This is a genomic window from Lentzea sp. (genome assembly GCF_035525475.1).
In the GTDB taxonomy this organism is placed as follows: domain Bacteria; phylum Actinomycetota; class Actinomycetes; order Mycobacteriales; family Pseudonocardiaceae; genus Lentzea.
Map to the genome: position 1 here is coordinate 16,170 of NZ_DATLEC010000230.1, position 17,464 is coordinate 33,633.

General features: G+C 70.4%; 14 protein-coding genes. 4 read left to right on the forward strand and 10 right to left on the reverse strand.

What is annotated here, in order from left to right:
- Positions 1-8: 8 nt before the first annotated feature.
- A complete protein-coding gene (locus VM306_RS34900; protein WP_325522569.1) occupies positions 9-2,711 on the reverse strand; it encodes a glycoside hydrolase family 3 C-terminal domain-containing protein in 2,703 nt (900 codons plus the stop codon).
- A 240-nt stretch (positions 2,712-2,951) separates the two neighbouring features.
- On the opposite strand from VM306_RS34900, the gene VM306_RS34905 reads away from it, so the two are divergent.
- Both VM306_RS34905 and VM306_RS34910 read left to right on the forward strand, forming a co-directional pair.
- A complete protein-coding gene (locus VM306_RS34905) occupies positions 2,952-5,186 on the forward strand; it encodes a rhamnogalacturonan lyase (protein WP_325522571.1) in 2,235 nt (744 codons plus the stop codon).
- 40 nt (positions 5,187-5,226) lie between these two features.
- Entirely contained in the window at positions 5,227-6,192 is a 966-nt protein-coding gene (locus VM306_RS34910; RefSeq protein ID WP_325522573.1) for an acetylxylan esterase, read from the forward strand.
- A gap of 45 nt (positions 6,193-6,237) precedes the next feature.
- On the opposite strand, the gene VM306_RS34915 is transcribed toward VM306_RS34910, so the two are convergent.
- Together VM306_RS34915 and VM306_RS34920 are read right to left on the reverse strand one after the other, a co-directional pair.
- Positions 6,238-7,986: a rhamnogalacturonan lyase gene (locus VM306_RS34915; protein ID WP_325522575.1), complete on the reverse strand. Its 1,749-nt coding sequence runs from the start codon at positions 7,984-7,986 to the stop codon at positions 6,238-6,240.
- A 1-nt stretch (position 7,987) separates the two neighbouring features.
- On the reverse strand, positions 7,988-8,647 hold the full coding sequence (locus tag VM306_RS34920) for a GH12 family glycosyl hydrolase domain-containing protein (RefSeq protein WP_414672492.1): 660 nt from the start codon (positions 8,645-8,647) through the stop codon (positions 7,988-7,990).
- Positions 8,648-8,853: 206 nt separating this feature from the next.
- Here VM306_RS34920 and VM306_RS34925 point away from each other — a divergent pair, with 206 nt between their 5' ends.
- Both VM306_RS34925 and VM306_RS34930 read left to right on the forward strand, forming a co-directional pair.
- Entirely contained in the window at positions 8,854-9,858 is a 1,005-nt protein-coding gene (locus VM306_RS34925) for a LacI family DNA-binding transcriptional regulator (protein ID WP_325522579.1), read from the forward strand.
- A gap of 165 nt (positions 9,859-10,023) precedes the next feature.
- A complete protein-coding gene (locus tag VM306_RS34930; protein WP_325522581.1) occupies positions 10,024-11,007 on the forward strand; it encodes a LacI family DNA-binding transcriptional regulator in 984 nt (327 codons plus the stop codon).
- A gap of 3 nt (positions 11,008-11,010) precedes the next feature.
- Here the strand turns inward: VM306_RS34930 and VM306_RS34935 are convergent, their stop codons facing one another.
- The 7 genes from VM306_RS34935 to VM306_RS34965 form a co-directional block, all read right to left on the reverse strand.
- The gene (locus VM306_RS34935; RefSeq protein ID WP_325522583.1) at positions 11,011-12,387 is read right to left on the reverse strand and encodes a BNR repeat-containing protein; all 1,377 of its coding nucleotides are present in this window, start codon (positions 12,385-12,387) and stop codon (positions 11,011-11,013) included.
- On the reverse strand, positions 12,384-13,085 hold the full coding sequence (locus tag VM306_RS34940) for a cupin domain-containing protein (protein ID WP_325522585.1): 702 nt from the start codon (positions 13,083-13,085) through the stop codon (positions 12,384-12,386). The genes VM306_RS34935 and VM306_RS34940 overlap by 4 nt, the downstream gene beginning before the upstream one ends.
- Positions 13,079-13,960 carry a PmoA family protein gene (locus tag VM306_RS34945; RefSeq protein ID WP_325522587.1) on the reverse strand — a complete coding sequence of 294 codons (882 nt, stop codon included), beginning with the start codon at positions 13,958-13,960 and terminating at the stop codon, positions 13,079-13,081. Before VM306_RS34945 ends, VM306_RS34940 begins: the two co-directional genes overlap by 7 nt.
- Positions 13,942-15,027, reverse strand: coding sequence for a Gfo/Idh/MocA family oxidoreductase (locus VM306_RS34950; protein ID WP_325522589.1), 1,086 nt, complete (start codon positions 15,025-15,027; stop codon positions 13,942-13,944). The genes VM306_RS34945 and VM306_RS34950 overlap by 19 nt, the downstream gene beginning before the upstream one ends.
- Positions 15,024-16,334 (reverse strand): ABC transporter substrate-binding protein, encoded by a 1,311-nt coding sequence (locus tag VM306_RS34955; protein WP_325522591.1) that lies wholly within the window; start codon positions 16,332-16,334, stop codon positions 15,024-15,026. The genes VM306_RS34950 and VM306_RS34955 overlap by 4 nt, the downstream gene beginning before the upstream one ends.
- 15 nt (positions 16,335-16,349) lie before the next feature.
- Complete coding sequence (locus VM306_RS34960; protein ID WP_325522593.1) at positions 16,350-17,201, reverse strand: carbohydrate ABC transporter permease; 852 nt, start codon at positions 17,199-17,201, stop codon at positions 16,350-16,352.
- Positions 17,191-17,464, reverse strand: a 274-nt coding sequence (locus VM306_RS34965; RefSeq protein WP_414672491.1) for a carbohydrate ABC transporter permease, incomplete at its 5' end; no start/stop codon positions are given. The genes VM306_RS34965 and VM306_RS34960, both read right to left, overlap by 11 nt.

Here is a 17,464-nt window from a genome sequence, read left to right on the forward strand (position 1 = left end):
CTCCGACTTCACGATCGACCGATCCCGACGGCGGCCAGCCGGATGCCCGGTGAGCTGAACACGACGACGACGTCGTGCACCCCGGGCTCCCAGCTCGCCGGCACGCGGATGTCCTGCCACGCACGGGGATCGCCGGCGGGCACGGCGACCGTGCACCGCACCTCGCCGCCGGTCCTCAGCACGACCTCACCGCCGCCACCCGCGACACGCGCGGTGCAGTGGGTGGCGGTCTCCTCCACCAGCACGTCGCCGAGCAGGATCCAGCCGCCCGTCTCGGTGCTCTCGACGACGGTGCCGCTGTGCACCGTCTCGTCGGACAGGATGATTCCCGCGCAGTCGTCGAACAGCTCCGCGCGCAGGTGCTCGCCGCGCAGGCCGACGTCCTCGCCGATCACGCGCACTTCGGTCCTGGCACGGGTCCAGGGCCCGATCCACAGGTCGTGCACGGACGTCTCGACCACCCGCCGGTCGCTGACGACGTCCCAGTGCCAGAAGTCCGCGCTGTTCAACGGGAACCGCACCACGCGGCTCTCCCCCGGCGCGAGCGGCACGCGTTCGAAGGCCACCAGCCTGCGCAACGGCTGGACGGCGCGGGAGTCACGCTGGCTGCCGTAGAGCTGCACGACCTCGGCGCCCGGCCGGTCACCGGCGTTGGTGACCTCGACGGAGACCTCGAACCTCTCGCCCTGCCGCATCGAGGCCGACGAGGTGGTCAGGGGGCCGTAGGAGAACCGGGTGTAGCTCAGCCCGTGGCCGAACTCGTACAGCGGATCGCCCTCGAAGTAGAGGTACGTGGACCGCGACCTGATGATGTCGTAGTCGAGCAGGTCCGGGAGCTGGCCGGTGCCGCGGTACCAGGTCTGGGTGAGCCTGCCGGACGGCGACACCTCGCCGAAGAGCACCTCGGCGAGCGCGTGGCCGAATTCCTGGCCGCCGTGCGACGACCACAGGATCGCGGGGACGTGCTCGTCCTCCTCCACCACCGCGTACGGGTAGCTGCTGACCAGCACCAGCACGGTGCGCGGGTTGGCCCGCCGCACCGCGCGGACCAGCTCGGCCTGCTTCGGCGGCAGGTCCAGGTCCGCGCGGTCCTGGGTCTCCCGGCCGTTGATGTGCGGGTCGTTGCCCACCACGACGATCGCGACGTCGGCGGTCTCGGCGAGTGCGACGGCTTCGGCGACCCCCGAGCGTGCGACCTCCAGCCGCCACCGCGTCGCCTCCGCCTCGTCCGCGACGAAGCCGTCCGGCGTCAGGTGCTGACCGAGCACCACGTTGCGCAGCAGGCAGGTGCCGTCGTCGTGGCGGGTCAGCTCGAAGAGCTCGCGGACGTCCCAGCCGCCGGGCATCGTCCGTTCGGTGACGACCGCGCCCTCGGGTGTCGAGGCCAGGTAGCGGCCGGTGAGAACGCTGCGCAGGGTCACCACGCCCCCGCCCCACTCGGCCAGGTCGTAGACGTGGTCCACGCCCTCGGCGCTCAGCGTGATCCTGTCCAGGCCTTCGACGAACGCCGTCTCTCCACTGTGGAGCTTCGTGATGCCGGCCAGCGGGGTCACCGAGTACGGCAGGGTGCCGCAGTACCAGTCCTCGAACAGCACGTTCGCGTGCGTGCCGATGACGGCGAGCCTCCCGCCCCGCCCCAACGGCAGCAGGCCGTCGTTCTTGAGCAGCACGATCGACTGCCTCGCCGCTTCCAGCGCCAGCGCGCGGTGCCCGGCGTCGTCGACCACGTCCCCGGTGATGGCCGCGTACGGGTTGTCGTCCGGCGGGTCGAACTCGCCCAGGCGGAACCGCAGCGCGAGCAGGCGGCCGGCCGCGCGGTCGACGTGCTCCTCGGTGATCAGGCCGCGTGCCAGCGCTTCGGTCAGGTGGGCGGCGGTGGCCGACGGGTCGGCGTCGTGGTCGGTGAAGCTGTCGAGGCCCGCCAGCAGCATCGCGGCGTGCGCCGTCGCCTCGTCGGGGAGGTACGCCTGCAGACCGGCCACGTTCGACGGCGCCCAGGCGTCGCTGACCACCGCGACCTCTCCCCAGCCGCGCAGGTGGTCCTCGATGTGCGGCGTGAGGTGCGCGGGCCGGCCGTTGACGAGGTTGTAGGACGGCATGACCGCCACCGCGGCCCCCGCCTCGACCGGGCCGCGGAAGCACGGCAGCTCGTACTCGTGCAGCACGCGGGCCCTCAACGACGACGACGTGGTGCACCGGTCGGTCTCGTTGTTGTAGCCCAGGAAGTGCTTCAGCGTCGGCGCGGTCTTGAGGTACACCGGGTGGTCGCCCCGCAGGCCGCTCGCGTACGCGGTGCCCATCACCGATGTGAGCAGCGGGTCCTCGGAGTAGCCCTCCTCGTTGCGGCCCCAGCGCGGGTCGCGCAGCGGGTTCACCACCGGCGCCCAGACGTTGAGGCCGTGCGCCACCGGGTCCTCGTGGTGCAGACCGCGCACCTCGGTGCCCGTCGCGTCGCCGACCGCCCGCACCAGGTCCGGGTTCCACGTGCTGGCCAGTCCGATCGCCTGCGGGAACACCGTGGCCCGGCCCAGCCACGCGACGCCGTGCAGCGCCTCCGTGCCGGTGCGGAAGGCCGCGATCCCGAGCCGCGGCACCGCGGGCTGCCACTGGTGCAGCATCCCGATCTTCTCGGCGGTGGTGAGCCGGCCCAGCAGATCCGCCACACGCTGGGACAACGGCAGGTCGCGGTCGCGGAAAGGCGCTTCTTCCATGCGGGAGCCACGCCCTCCTCGTCGTCGAGACTGAATCGAATCGCTTCGACCGGACCTCGTGAACGTGGCACGGCCCGTGACAGGCCGTCAAGGAGCGCGGACGCCGTTTCGACGTGTTCGACGGACTTTCTGTCGAACGGGCCGCTGATTCGACGCTTTGCAGCGGAAAGCGCTTACCACGTTACGGCACAAGGCATTCGGCTCTTGCGCCGGGAACTCGGACGAGTCATGGTAGCCGCCGTGGATCTGCGACGAAGCGTTCTGCTCCCGCTGGTGGTCCTGGCTCTCCTCGCCGGACAGCCACCCGCGTCCGCACACGACCGGCACGGCGAACGCCTCGACCGCGGGCTCGTCGCGGTCACCGCGGGCGACGGCGTGCACCTGAGCTGGCGCCTGCTCGGGCACGAGGCCACCGGCGCCACGGCGACGGGGCTCGCCGGACCGGGCTTCGCGGTCTACCGCGACGGGAAGCGCATCGCGACCGTCACCGACAGCACCACCTTCACCGACCCGGACCCGGTTCCCGGCGCCCGGTACCAGGTCGCACCCGTCGTGCGCGGCCTCGCTCTCGGCCGGAGCAGGCCGGTGACGGCGTGGGCGGCGTCGTTCCACGACCTGCCGCTGCGCAAGCCCGCGGACGGCGTGACGCCGGCCGGGGAGAGCTACACCTACTCCGCCAACGACGTCAGCGTCGGCGACGTGGACGGCGACGGGCAGTACGAGTACGTCGTGAAGTGGGATCCCAGCAACTCCAAGGACGTCTCGCAGGTCGGCTACACGGGCCCGGTCCACCTCGACACCTACCGGTTCGACGGCACGTTGCTGCACCGCGTCGAGCTGGGCGTGAACATCAGGGCGGGCGCGCACTACACCCAGTTCCTCGTCTACGACTTCGACGGCGACGGCCGCGCCGAGCTGATGACGAAGACCGCGCCGGGCACCAGGGACGGGCGTGGGCGGTACGTGACCATGCCCCGCGAGGACGTGCGGGCGGGCTACTCCCACACCGACGACTACCGGCTCAGCCCCGACGGCTACCGCAATCACCTGATCACGATGTTCCGCGGCTGGCACGCGCATCCCGAGGTCGTCGCGGGGCACTGGCCGGCGACGCTGGAGCAGGCGTTCGGGATCGAACCGCGGTACGCCTACCCGCTGTCCGGCCAGGACGCGGCCGCGCTGGCCGACCACTTCCTCGACGTCTACGCGCCCAGCCGCAGCGCCAACAACCGGTTGCGCGCCTTCGCCGGGTTCGTCGTCGACGGCCCCGAGTACCTCACGGTGTTCGACGGCGCCACGGGTCGCGAGCTGCAGACCGTCCGCTACGAGCCCGGCCGCCACGACGACGGCCTGATGTGGGGCGACTACGCCATGCCGCGCATCGAGCCGGGCAACCGCGTGGACCGGTTCCTCTCCGGTGTCGCCTACCTGGACGGCGCACGTCCGTCCGCGATCTTCGCCCGCGGCTACTACACGCGGTCAACGGTCACCGCCTACGACTGGAACGGCAGGCGCCTCACCAAGCGCTGGCTCGCCGACAGCGGCTGGGTGCCGATGACGAACCCGTTCCGCGACACCCCGCACGGCCGTGACGGCACGAACCCGAGTCACGCCGCACTCACCACGCAGGGCGCGCACTCGTTGAGCGTGGCCGACGTCGACCGCGACGGCAGGCAGGAGATCGTCTACGGCGGCGCGACCCTCGACGACGACGGCTCCCTGAAGTACAGCTCCACCGGCGTGCTGCCACCGGGCAGCGCGGAGCCGGGGGCCACGGCCCGGGTCGGTCACGGTGACGCCCTGCACGTCACCGACATCGATCCGGGCCGGGCCGGCCTGGAAATCTTCATGGTCCACGAGGGCGCGCGCGGCGCCCCGTACGGCTACGCCCTGCGCGACGCCAGGACCGGCTCGACGATCTACGGCGCGTACTCCGGGATGGACACGGGCCGCGGGATGGTCGGCGACGTCCGCCCCGACGTGCCGGGCATCGAGACCTGGTCGTCCATGCCGGGCGGGTCGAACTCCGGCGGCCTCTGGAGCGCCGACGGGCGCCGGCTCGACACCCGCTCCCCCGGCACGAACATGAGCATCCGCTGGGCCGGCGACCTCACCACGCAGATCGTGAACGGCGCCCAGGACGTGACGCCCACGATCGACGACTGGCGGCGCGGCACGGTGCTCACGGCGACCGGCACGCGGACCAACAACGGCACCAAGGGGAACCCGTCGCTCGTGGCGGACGTCTTCGGCGACTGGCGCGAGGAGCTGGTGGTGCGCACGCAGGACAGCACGGCGTTGCGGTTCTACCTCAGCACCGAGCCGACGACCCACAAGATGTACACGCTGATGGCCGACCGCCAGTACCGCGTCGAGGTGGCCCGCCAGCAGACCACCTACAACCAGCCGTCCTACCCCGGCTTCTACCTCGCGTCCGATGTCGACTGGTCGCACGTTCCCCTTCCCCGGCGCTGAGAGGTACGTTCGCGGGGAACCAGCACCAGAGGAGACCGACGTGCCCGTAGTCGACATGCCGGAAGAAGACCTGCTCCTGCACCGCGTCACCACGCCGGAGCCCGCGGACCTCGACGAGTGGTGGGCAGCCCAGCTCGCCGAGACGACGGCCGCGGCGACGCCCGTCTCGCTGACCCCGCACGAACCCGGGCTCTACGGACCGTTGTCCGTGTACGACGTGGAGTTCTCCGGCGCGCACGGCCACCGCGTCCGCGGCTGGTACCTGCGCCCGGCAGGCGACGAGCCGTTGCCCGTCGTCGTCACGTACATCGGCTACGGCGGCGGCCGGGGCGTGCCCGCACAGCACACGTTGTTGCCGAGCCTGGGTTTCGCGGTGTTCGTGATGGACAGCCGCGGCCAGGGCGGCCGGTGGTCGGTGGGCGCCACGGCCGACGCGGGCGCGGGCACCGGGCCCGAGCACCCCGGCGTGATGACGAAGGGCATCTCCGACCGGGACGACTACTACTACACCCGGCTCTTCCTCGACGCCGCACGGGCCGTGGACGTCGCGGCCGAACTGCCCGGCGTCGACCCGGAGCGCATCGCCGTGACCGGCGGCAGCCAGGGCGGCGCGCTCGCCCTGGCCGCCGCGGCGCTGCGGGCCGGCCGCGTGAAGGTCTGCCACTCGGACGTGCCGTTCCTGTGCGACCTGCACCGCGCGATCCGCATCGGGACCACCCCGCCGTACACGGAGATCAGCGACTTCCTGGCGCAGCACGACGCGCTCGTGCCGACCGTGTTGCGGACGTTGCAGTACGTGGACTGCGCGTTGCTCGCCCGCAGGATCACCGCGCCGACGTTGTTCAGCGTCGGGCTGATGGACGAGACGTGTCCACCGTCCACTGTGTACGCCGCCTACCACGAGGTGAGCGCGCCCAAGCAGATCACGGTGTCGCCGTTCGGGAAGCACACCACGCCCACCAGCCACGTGGAGACGCAGCTGCGCCACCTCCGCAAGCACCTCTGATGCCGTGCCGAAGCCCGCGTTCGCGGGCTTCGGCACCCAGGAGCATCAGGGAGAGGCGAAGCTCGCGTGAGGCGGCTGGTTGTACCCGGTGTTCTGCCACGCCACGGCCAGCCGGTACTGCCGGTCCTGCATCAGCGACACCCGGCGGATGCTCGTCGGCTCGGTCGTCGAGTAGATGCGCAACGCCCGGTTGTCCGTCGTGCGCCAGATGACCTCCTCGCGCCAGTCTCCGAAGATGTCCGCGGACAGCGCCGGCGTGGACTTGGTGCCGTTGTTGGAGGCCACGCCCGACCCGGTGAGCAGCCGCGTGTCGCCGTCGGGACCGTACTTGTCGATCGTGGTGCCGTTCAGGAGCTCGCGCTGGGCGTCGCCGTCCCACCACACCACGAAGTTGGCCGACCCCGGCTTGCGCGCGGCGACCTGGGCACCCGTGGTGGCGCTGCGCAGCCCGCCGACCGCGCTCGACCACGCCTCGGCTCCGGGGTTGCCCGCCCAGATGTCGGCGGCGACGCCACGGCCGTTGTCGCAGCCGCACGACGGGGCGCTCCAGATGATCTGGCCCGTGCGCGCGTCGCCCATCCAGTGGGCCAGGTCGGTGGTGGACTCCGACGGCTTGAACACCTCGAGGCCCGGCCTGGACGGGATGAAGTCGCCGACGTGCAGCGCGTCGCCGTGGCGGGTTCCGTTCTGCCACAGGCCACGGCCGTTGTCGTCGATCGCCATCGAGCCGTAGATGATCTCGTCACGGCCGTCGGCGTCCACGTCGGCGACGGACAGCTGGTGGTTGCCCTTGCCCTCCCACTGCGACCGGTTCGACTGGGTCGCCGAGTCGAACGTCCAGCGCTGCGTGAGCTGGCCGCCCCGGAAGTCCCACGCGGCGACCACGCTGCGGGTGTAGTACCCGCGCGCCATGACGATGCTCGGCCGCGAGCCGTCCAGGTACGCGGTGCCGGCGAGGAAGCGGTCGACCCGGTTGCCGTAGCTGTCGCCCCACGAGGACACGGTTCCGCGCGGTGGCAGGTAGTTCTCCGTGTCGAGCACCGCGCCGTCCGTGCCGCGGAACACCGTGAGGAACTCCGGCCCGGTCAAGATGTACCCGTCGCTGTTGCGGTGGTCGGCGTTCGCGTCGCCGATCACCTGCCCGGTGCCCGACCGCGTGCCGTCCGCGGTCTTCACGGCGACCTCGGCCCTGCCGTCACCGTCGTAGTCGAAGACCTGGAACTGCGTGTAGTGCGCGCCCGCGCGGATGTTGCGCCCGAGGTCGATGCGCCACAACCTGGTGCCGTTGAGCTTGTACGCGTCCAGGTAGACGTTGCCGGTGCGGCCCGCCTGCGAGTTGTCCTTGGCGTCAGCGGGATCCCACTTCAGCACGATCTCCTGTTCGCCGTCGCCGTCGAGATCGCCGACGGACGTGTCGTTGGCGACGTACCCGGACGCCGGGATCTGCAACGGGACGTCCCTGCTCGTCGCGAGCGTGCCGACCTGAGGTGTGGCCGCCGCCAGCACACCTCCGGCGGGACGCACGGAGTAGGACGCGGTCGGTGGCGCGCCCGCGTCGAGGTAGCTCGTCGCTGTCGTGACCGGAGCGCTGTTGACCTTGGTGCCGTCGCGGTAGACGTCGAACCCCACCGCCGCGGGGTCGGAGCCCAGCAGCCGCCAGGACACGAAGTTGCCGTCACCGTGCACGGACCGGATGCTGACGAGCCCGCGGTCCACGCCGGTCTCCGCGAGTGCCGGGACACCGGCGGCGGTCAGGACCACCGCGAGCAGCGCTGGAAGAACCGTTCGCCTCATCTCACCCTCCCGAGACCGAGTAGCTGTTGGTCGTGAAGTTCTTGCCACCGCTGGACGACGTGATCTCGTAGCCGAACTGCACCTCGCCGAGGGTGACGTCACCCCACCAGCCGCGAGCGCGGATCCAGTTCAGGACGGCCTTCACGTCCACGGTGCCGGAGCTCGCGCTGGACGTGCGCAGGAACGAGAACACCGCGTTGTGGCCGTTGGAGCCGCGGTAGACGTCCCAGGTGTGCCCGCCGACGGCCGCCCTCACCTGGAAGGACCCGAGCGGGCCGACCGGACCGGTCTTCGTCATCCACAGCATGACCTCGAACGCGTTGTCGTCCGCCCAGATGTCGTACGCGGTCGCGTAGGCGCCGGAACCGGGCACGCTGACGTTGTAGCTGCTGGTGAGCGAGCCGATCGCGCTGAGCCGTTTGTTCACGGCCTTCGCGGCGTGCGGGTAGGACTTCACACCGCCGGTGTCGGGGTGGTTCGCGTACACGTTCCACCGGCTGTAGGAGTCGGCCGAGATGGTCTGCGAGCCGTGCCCGTCGCCCCAGATGTTGTTGCGGACGACGTACCCGCCGTTGTTCCAGGTGCCCCACCGGTCCGAGGACGACCAGGCGGCCGCCGACGCGGCCGGTGGGCTCAGCGAGAACGCCAGCGTCACGGCCATCGCCGCCGCCAGCGCGCGCTTGATCCGTTTCATGCGACTTGCCCTTCTGTGCGCCAAGTGATCCGCCGAATTGAAACGTTTCACTGCCGCGGAACATTAGCGTCGAACACGTCGAACAAATGCCCATCGGTTTTTTCGATGCGAATCGACAATCGAAATAATGACCCGCGCTAAGGTGGCGCGGCACGACACGGAGGGGGAAGCCGTTGATCACCATCAAGGACGTCGCCAAGCACGCGGGCGTGTCCGTGAGCACGGTCTCCTACGTCCTGAGCGGCAAGAGACCGATCTCGCGGGCGACGTCGCACCGGGTCCGCCGCAGCATCCGCGAGCTCGGGTTCCACCCCCACGCGGGCGCGCGGGCGCTGGCGAGCAGCCGCACGAACGTCCTCGCGCTCGTCGTTCCGCTGAGGACGGACCTCAACCTGCCGGTGATCATGCGGTTCGTGTCGTCGATCGTCACCACGGCCCGTGCGCACGACTACGACGTCCTGTTGCTGACGAAGGAGGCCGACGCCGACGAGGTGCACCGCGTGATCGCCTCGTCGAGGGCGGACGCGGTCCTCGTGATGGACGTCGAGGCACGCGATCCCCGCATCCCCGCGCTGCGCGAGCTGACCGTGCCGGTCGTGCTCATCGGTGTCCCCGCCGAGGCCGACGGGCTCGACTGCGTCGACCTCGACTTCACCGCGAGCGGCGCGCGGATGCTGGCGCACCTGGCCGACCTCGGGCACCGCTCGGTCGGTCTCATCGGCTCACCGCCGGCCGTCTACGAACGCGGAACCGGGTACGCGACGCGGTTCCTGGCCGGGTTCGGCGAGGGCGCACGCCGGCGCGGGGTGAAGGTCCACGTCCACCCGTGCGCGCCGTCGTACCCCGCCCTCAGCGAGTGCCTCTACGACCTGCTGCGGCCGGACCGCGCCGTCACGGGGCTCGTCGTGCACAACGAGGCCGTGCTCGGCGACGTGGTGCTGGAACTGCGCCGCCGCGGCCGCCGGGTTCCCGAGGACATCTCGGTGATCGCGCTGTGCCCCGATGCCATGGCCGCCGCCCAGCCGGTGCCGCTCACGTCGATCTCCATCCCGGCCGAGGAGGTCGGCGCCATCGCCGTGGAGACGCTGATGCGCGGGCTGGCGGGAGAGCACCCGCCCGAGGTCCGCCTGCTCGCGCCCCACCTCACCGAGCGGGGTAGCACCGCCGCCCGTCCGTAGGCCCCCTTGCGAGGACGTGCCCGGGTGTTGCACAAAGTCGCCGCGCAACGCACCCTGGAGAACGATAACGATATCGACGATGCGCCCTGCGCCGAAGAAGTTGTCGAACACGCAGTCGAATGTCGTTCGAAAGGATTTCGATTGGGCAGGCGACGGTCAGAAGCGGTGACGCTCGGGGACGTGGCCCGGCTGGCAGGCGTCTCCATCGCCACCGCGTCCAAGGCGATCAACGACCGCGGCGAGGTGGCCGCGGCCACCCGCGTCCGCGTCCTGAGAGCCGCGTCCGAGCTCTCCTTCCAGCCCAACGTGCTCGCCCAGGGACTGGTGGCGGGCCGCACCCGCGCCATAGGCCTGCTCACCGACGAGCTGGACGGCCGCTTCACCGTCCCGATCCTGCTGGGCGCCGAGAACGCCCTGTCGGACCAGGAGATGTCGGTGCTGCTGTGCGACACCCGCGGCGACGCCATCCGCCGCCACCACTACATCCGCACCCTGCTGGCCCGCCAGGTCGACGGCTTCATCGTCGTGGGCGACAGCAACGACGTCCGCGCCTCGCTGACCGCCGACCTCCCCGTTCCCGCGGTGTACGTGTACTGCCGCTCCACCAACCCGGCCGACCTGAGCCTGGTCTCCGACGACGAGGGCGGAGCCCGGCTGGCCGTCGAGCACCTGATCGCACTGGGACGCAGGCACATCGCCCACATCACCGGCCCGCAGTCCTGCCGGACCGCCCGCGACCGGGCCGCCGCGGTGCACGCCGTCCTCGCCGAGCACGACAGGGTGCTGGCCGGCCGGCCCCTGCACGGCGAGTGGGCGCAGCGCTGGGGCCGCCACGCCGCCCGCATGCTGATCGCCACCGCGCCGGAGACCGACGCGATCTTCTGCGGCAACGACCAGCTCGCGAGCGGCGTCGTCCAGGCGCTGACCGCGATGGGCCGGAGCGTGCCCGGCGACATCGCGATCGTGGGGTACGACAACTGGGAGCTCTTCGCCGCCGACTGCACCCCTCCGCTGACCACGGTCGACCTCAACCTGCGCCAGCTCGGCACGACCGCGGTGTCGCACCTGTTCGCGGCGCTGGCGGGAACGCCGTCGTCCGGGGTGGTCCGCCAGCCGTGCCGGCTGGTGGTGCGCGAGTCGACGGCGTGACGCTCAGCCGAGCCGGAAGTCCGCCACCCTGATCGGCGACGGCGTCGTGCCGCTCGACGTCCGCTGGTACTGCACCGACAGGACCCCCTGCGACACGACGCGGGACACGTCGACGTCGACCTCGCCGAACGCCTGCAACGACGGCCTGTCGAACACCGTGGTCCAGTCCGTCCACCCGCTCGCCCGGCTCGCCGCCACGATCTTCCCGCGCGGCATCACGAGGTAGGCGTTGTCCTCCCGGTCGAACACCAGTTTCGTGCGCTGGGTGTGGCCGGGCGGGATCGGCACCTCCGTCTTGGTCCACCGCCCGTCCGCCCCGCGCGCGACGTGGAACGTGCGGCCGTACTGCGCCCGCTGCTGCGCGTAGTCCGAGACGCACTGCGTGAACCGCCCCGGCACGTAGCTGATCACCACGTGCGGCCGGCCGGACGCGTCCACCGCCTGACTTTCCTGGTTCATCAACCCGTGGTTCGGGTCGAGCGGGTCCACCACGATCCCCGGCGAGCCGATGCCCACCGGCGAAGACCCCGTCGTTCCCACGACGGCACCGGCGCCGTTGCGCCAGGTGCGGCCGCGGTCGTCGGAGTAGACGTAGCCGGTGTCGTGGTTGGTCAGCCCGCCTGGGTTGCACAGCACCCCGGCATTGCCCTCGCGCCAGGTGAAAGCGGCGTGCAACCGTCCACTTCGGTCGTAGGTCAGCCCGTGCAGGTACATGTTCCGCGTGGTCGACACGACGCCGTTCGGACCGGTGTACGAACCGGTGGCCGACGTCCACGGACCGAGCTTGCGCCACGTGCCGCCGGAGTACTCGGCGAGCTCGTTCACGCCGTTGCCGGAGCCGCCGGTGCGGTAGCTGAACTGCAGCCGGCCCTCGGGCGTCACGACGAACTGCGGGTACGTCATCGCCCCGAGCTCGACGGTTCCCAGCGTCCGCGTCACCGAGCCGAACGCGGCGGCGTCCCAGCGTTGCGACACCGCCAGGCCGGGCACCGAACGCAGGTAGAACAGGCGGGTGTTGTGGGTGTCGAGAGCGACGTGGATCGTGTTGTCCTGCGGGGAGATGCCCAGTGAGATCACGTTGTGCGAGTCGTCGGTGCTCAGCCGGTGCGGTAGGACGACGTTCTCCCACCGCGTGCCGCCGACGGTCCGCCGCGCGATGACGGCCTCGCGGGTCGCGGTGTACCAGGCGGCGTACTGACGGCCCTGGTAGGTGAGGATCGCGTCCTGCTGGAACGAGTTGTTGTTCACCAGGCCGTCGTAGGAGACGAAGTACAGCGCCGACGCGTCGAGCAGCGTGTCGGAGACCAGGCTGACCCGCGGTTCGGCGTTCGCGGTCCCCGGCACCAGCACCAGCAGCAGAACCGCCATCAGAAGCCTCATGGGCGCACCGGCCTTCCCTCGCCCGGATCGTGCGTGTCGAGCCGGCCGCACATGCCGAGGCGTTGCGGCCCTTCGGGGTCGAGAACGAGCACGTCCGCCTCCGCCAGGTGCCCGGGGTCGCCGGAGCGCAACCGGTCCAGGTGCTCGCCGGTCAGCTCGGCGGCCGCCAGGGCACCGGACCGCCACCGCTTCTCCCAGCCGTCCAGCAGTTCCCGCTTCACCGCGAGCGCGGAGGCGTAGAACCTCTCCAGCGCCGCACCGCCGCCCTGCCGCAGCTCCAGGAAACCGGTCAGCGCGAGGTCCCGGCGTCGCCGGGCGGATTCCTCGTCACCGGCGGCGGAGGCCTCCGCGTAACGGGACGAAGAGGCCAGCACCTCCGCCGGGAACGTGAACACCGCGTCCCCCGCCTCGGGCAGGCCGCTGTTCTGCATCACGACGATGATCCGCAGGTCGCCGTCGTTCACGAGCCGGTGGATCGTGCCCGGCGTGAACCACACGACCGACCCCTCACGCAGCGGCGTGGAAGCGAACCCGCGGGAGGTCAGCGTCTGCACACTGCCGGTGCCGCCGACGACGTAGTAGCACTCCGAGCAGACGAGGTGCACGTGCGGCGAGCCCCCGCACAGCCCGTCCACCGTCGGCCAGTCGTACACCCGCAGCCCGGAGACGCCGATCCCACCGGGGAACGGCGTCACCACGGGTGCTCCTCCACATAGGACTCGAGCCGGTCGCGGTCCCAGGTCCCGCAGCCGACCACCACCCGGTACCGCATGCTCAGGGCGTCACCCGGCTCCAGCGCCACCGTGTCGAAGAAGGCGAACGACGGGTTGACCGCCGCGAAAGGCCCGCTGCGCACGAACCAGTGGGTGTTCTTGTTGTCCGGGTGGTCGAGGAACAGCAACGTCGACGAGCGGTCCACCTCGTCGTGATGGCCGACGAACGCGAGCCACGGCCCCGTCTTGCCCATCATGTCCTCGCCCGCGCCCCCGTCGGCCGCGATGACGTCGCCACCGGTGAACGACCGCGGCCCGCGCCAGAAGAACCCCGTGTAGCCGGCCAGCTCACGGCCGTTGGTGGTCGGACTTCCGAACACCAGCGGCGAGGAGCGCGCGTTCGTCAGCGTGGTGGCGAACTCCAGCGTCCAGGAGTCGTCCAGGACATCGCGCACGGTGAACGACCGGGCCTCCCGGACCCAGTTCTCCCCCGCCTCGGTGAACCACGACAGCTGCTCGGTGAACCCGTCGGGCGTGACCTCGAACGAGTCGTGCCGCATGCTGCCGACGTTCGGCAGCACGACGTACCCCTGGTCGCGGACGTACGTGACGCCACCCCAGAAGTTCTGGCCCGACACGTCGGTCGCGGTCATCTGAAGACCCTTGTGCCACCGGTGGTCGTGCGGCCGGAACGCCGTCACGACGTCACCGGCCAGTGTCCGCACGGGGTGCAGATAAGGCTTGGGCCCCTCGAACGCCGGTGTCGACGGCCGGTGCACGTACTCGAAGACCTCGACGTCACCCACCGACATGGCGAGCACCGAGTCGTCCTGCCGCGAGATCACCGGGCGTTCGCCCACGGCGCACCGATCCCTTCCATCGAGGCGTAGAACGGGCTGTCCGGGCCGATCTGGCCGGCCTTCACCACCGTGCCGGTGAACGCGGAGGCGTAGAGCGCCGCGATGAACTCCATGGTGATCCTGGTGTCCTCGAGGGTCACCGGTGGCTTCTCACCGCCGTCCAGGGCGTCGAGGAACGCCGTCACCTGGCACCGGTGGCCGCTGACGATCCCGGAGGACTGCTCCTGGCGCCACCGCGCGACCACGTCCTCGTGCCCCGGCGCGGGAGTGACGGCCCAATGCGCGTCCGTGTAGCCGTAGAGGTGCTCGACCTCGACCGTGGCGCGTTCGAAGTCGAACCTCAGCTCCGAGGTCTCCCGCGGCGACAGCAGCGAGTTGACCACCGACGCGACCGTGCCGTCGGCGAACGTCACCAGCGCCATCGAGACGTCCTCGGTCTGCACGTCCCGCGCCTGACGGGCCGCGACCGCCCGGATCTCCTGCCACGGCCCCAGTACCGACAGCAGGAGGTCGAACTGGTGGATGCCGTGGCCCATCGTCGGGCCACCGCCCTCGCTCTCCCACGTGCCGCGCCACGGCACCTCGAAGTACGCGTCACCGCGGTACCAGAGCGTGTCGCACTTCGCCACGAGCGACCTGCCCAGCACACCCTCCGAGACCAGGCGGCGCAGCCGGACCGCCGCCGGGCCGAAGCGGTGCTGGAACACCGTCGCGACCGACGCCTCCGACGCCCGTTCGGCGGCGATCAGCACGTCGACCTCGCTCAGCGACAACGCCGGTGGCTTCTCCACCAGCACGGAGACGTTCGCGTCCAGGCACTCCAGGGCGAGCGGCACGTGGTGACGCGGCGGGGTGCACACGTGCACCACGTCCAGCTGCTCCGCGGCGAGCATCTCGGTCAGGCCGGGGTACGTCCGCGGCACGCCCTGCTCGCCGGCGAACGCGGCCGCGCGATCGGCGTCCACGTCCGCCACCGCGACGAGCTCGATCCGGTCTCCCGCCGCCCGCAGCGCCTCGGCGTGGGCGGAGGCGATCGCGCCGGTGCCGGCGATGGCCGCGCGCCTCACTTGGCCGCGTCCACTTCGGACTGCACTTCCCTGATGTACGACGCCGCCGCCTGGTCGGGTGTGGCCCGGCCGAACAGCACGTCCTCGGTGTGCCGTTTGAGGATCGTGTCGAGCGTGCTGGCGCCGTTGGGCGTGACGCGCGGCGGGTCGCTGACGGGCACGCTGTCGAGGTAGTCCTTGGCGGCCTTGTCGGTCTCCTTGAGCTGGCCCGCGATCGTCCCGCGGATCTTCTGGTTGGCCGGCACGCCGCGTTCGGTGAGGAGGATCTTGGCCGCCTCCTCGTCGTTCGCGAGGAAGTTCACGAACGCCGTGGCCTCCGCCGGGTACTTCGACCGCGCGGACACCGACCAGAACATCGACGACTTGTAGTACGCGCCGGGTTGCGTGCCCTGGGTCTCGCCGGGCAACCGCAGGAGCTTCAGCTTGGCGCCGCTCGCCGCGGTCAGCGCGGTCAGCTGGGTGTTCCACCACAGGCCGAACGCCGCCGTGCCGGTCGCGGTCGCGGACTGGTTCAGGCCGGCGGAGGCCTTCTCGATGGTGACCGACGGCGGTGCCGAGGCCCCGGACTTCGACAGGTCCAGGACGTACTGCCAGTAGTCGCGCGCGATCTCCTGCGGCAGCACCATCTTCGCGTCGGCGTCGAACATGGCCTTGCCCTGCTGCCGTGCCCGGATGCTCAGGCCTGCCGCGTCGTTGATGCCGGGCGACTGCACGCCGAACACCGAGCCGCCACTGGCCTTGGACACCTGTTCGCCGATGGACTTCAGGTCGTCCCACGACCACTTCGTGTCATCCGGGACGGGAATGTCGTACTTCGCCAGCAGGTCGAGGTTGGCGACGATCGAGTACATGCCCAGGCCCACCGGCAACCCGTAGCGCTTGCCGCCGATCGTGCCGGTGGAGAGGGCCTTCTGGTCGAAGTCGCCGGTGTCGAGGTGCTTCCCTGCCTCGTTCATGTCGAACAACGCGCCGCGTTCGGCGTAGGAGGAGATGTAGAGCTCGTCCATCTGCATGATGTCCGGCGCGTCGTTGGCAGCCATGGTCGTGGCGAGGCTGTCCCAGTAGCCGTTCCACTCCTTGAACTCACCTTTGATGGTGATGTTCGGGTGCTTCTGCTGGAACAGGTCGATGACCTTCTGGGTCCGCTTGTGGCGGTCGTCCGCGCCCCACCACGTGAACCGCAGCGTCACCTTCTCCGTCGTCAGGTCGCCTCCGGGGTCGGAGCCGGACCCGCACGCGGCGAGCAGCGACGCGGTCAGCGACAGCAGGACCGCCCACGCGGTGCCGCGGCGAATACCTCTGAGCATGAGCTTTCCCTTCGGCTACTTGCCCCCGGTCGTGGCGATCCCCTTGACGAGGTACCGCTGACCGACGAGGAACGCGAGGAAGATCGGGACGAGCGACACGACGCTCATCGCGAACTGCGAGCCCCACGACGTGGCCACCGTCGAGTCGACGAACGACCGCAGGGCGACGGGAACCGTGTACATGTCCGGGTCCGTCAGGTAGATCAGCTGACCGAAGAAGTCGTTCCAGGTCCAGATGAACGTGAAGATCGTCGTGGTGGCGAGCGCCGGTGTCATCAGCGGCAGGACGATCCGCAGGAAGATCCGCGGGTGGCCGCAGCCGTCGATGCGCGCGGCCTCGTCGAGCTCGCGCGGCAGGCCGCGGATGAACTGGACCATGAGGAAGACGAAGAACGCGTCGGTGGCGAGGACCTTCGGCACGATCAGCGGCAGGAACGTGTTGACCCAGCCGATGTTCGAGAACAGCACGTACTGCGGCACGATGATCACGTGGATCGGCAGCATGATCGTGCCGAGCATGATGCCGAACCACCAGCGCTTGCCGGTGAACTGCAGCCGGGCGAACGCGTAGGCCGCCATCGAGCACGACACGAGGTTGCCGACGATGCAGCCCAGCACCAGGATCGCCGAGTTGAGCAGGTAGGTCCCGAACGACGGGGTGAGCGCGTTCCAGCCCTCGGTGTAGTTCTCCGTCTGGAAGGTGTCGAGGACCAGGCCGGGGTTGCGGAAGATCTCGTCGCCCGGCCGCAGCGAGCTGACGACCATCCACAGCACCGGGTAGAGCATCACGATGCCGAGCAGGATGAGCCCGATGTGCTTGGCGGGCGTGGAAAGCCGCCGCATCGGTCGCATGAGGTCAGTCGTCATAGAACACCCAGAATTTCGCGGCCCAGAAGTTGATGGCGGTGAACGCGCCGATGATCAGGAGCAGGAACCAGGCCAGCGCGGAGGCGTAACCCATGTCGAACCGGCTGAAACCCTGCTGGTACAGGTAAAGCGTGTAGAACATGGTCGAGTCCGACGGCCCGCCGGTTCCGTTCGAGACCACGAACGCCTGGGTGAACGACTGGAAGGCGTGGATGATCTGCAGCACCAGGTTGAAGAACAGGATCGGCGACAGCAGCGGCATC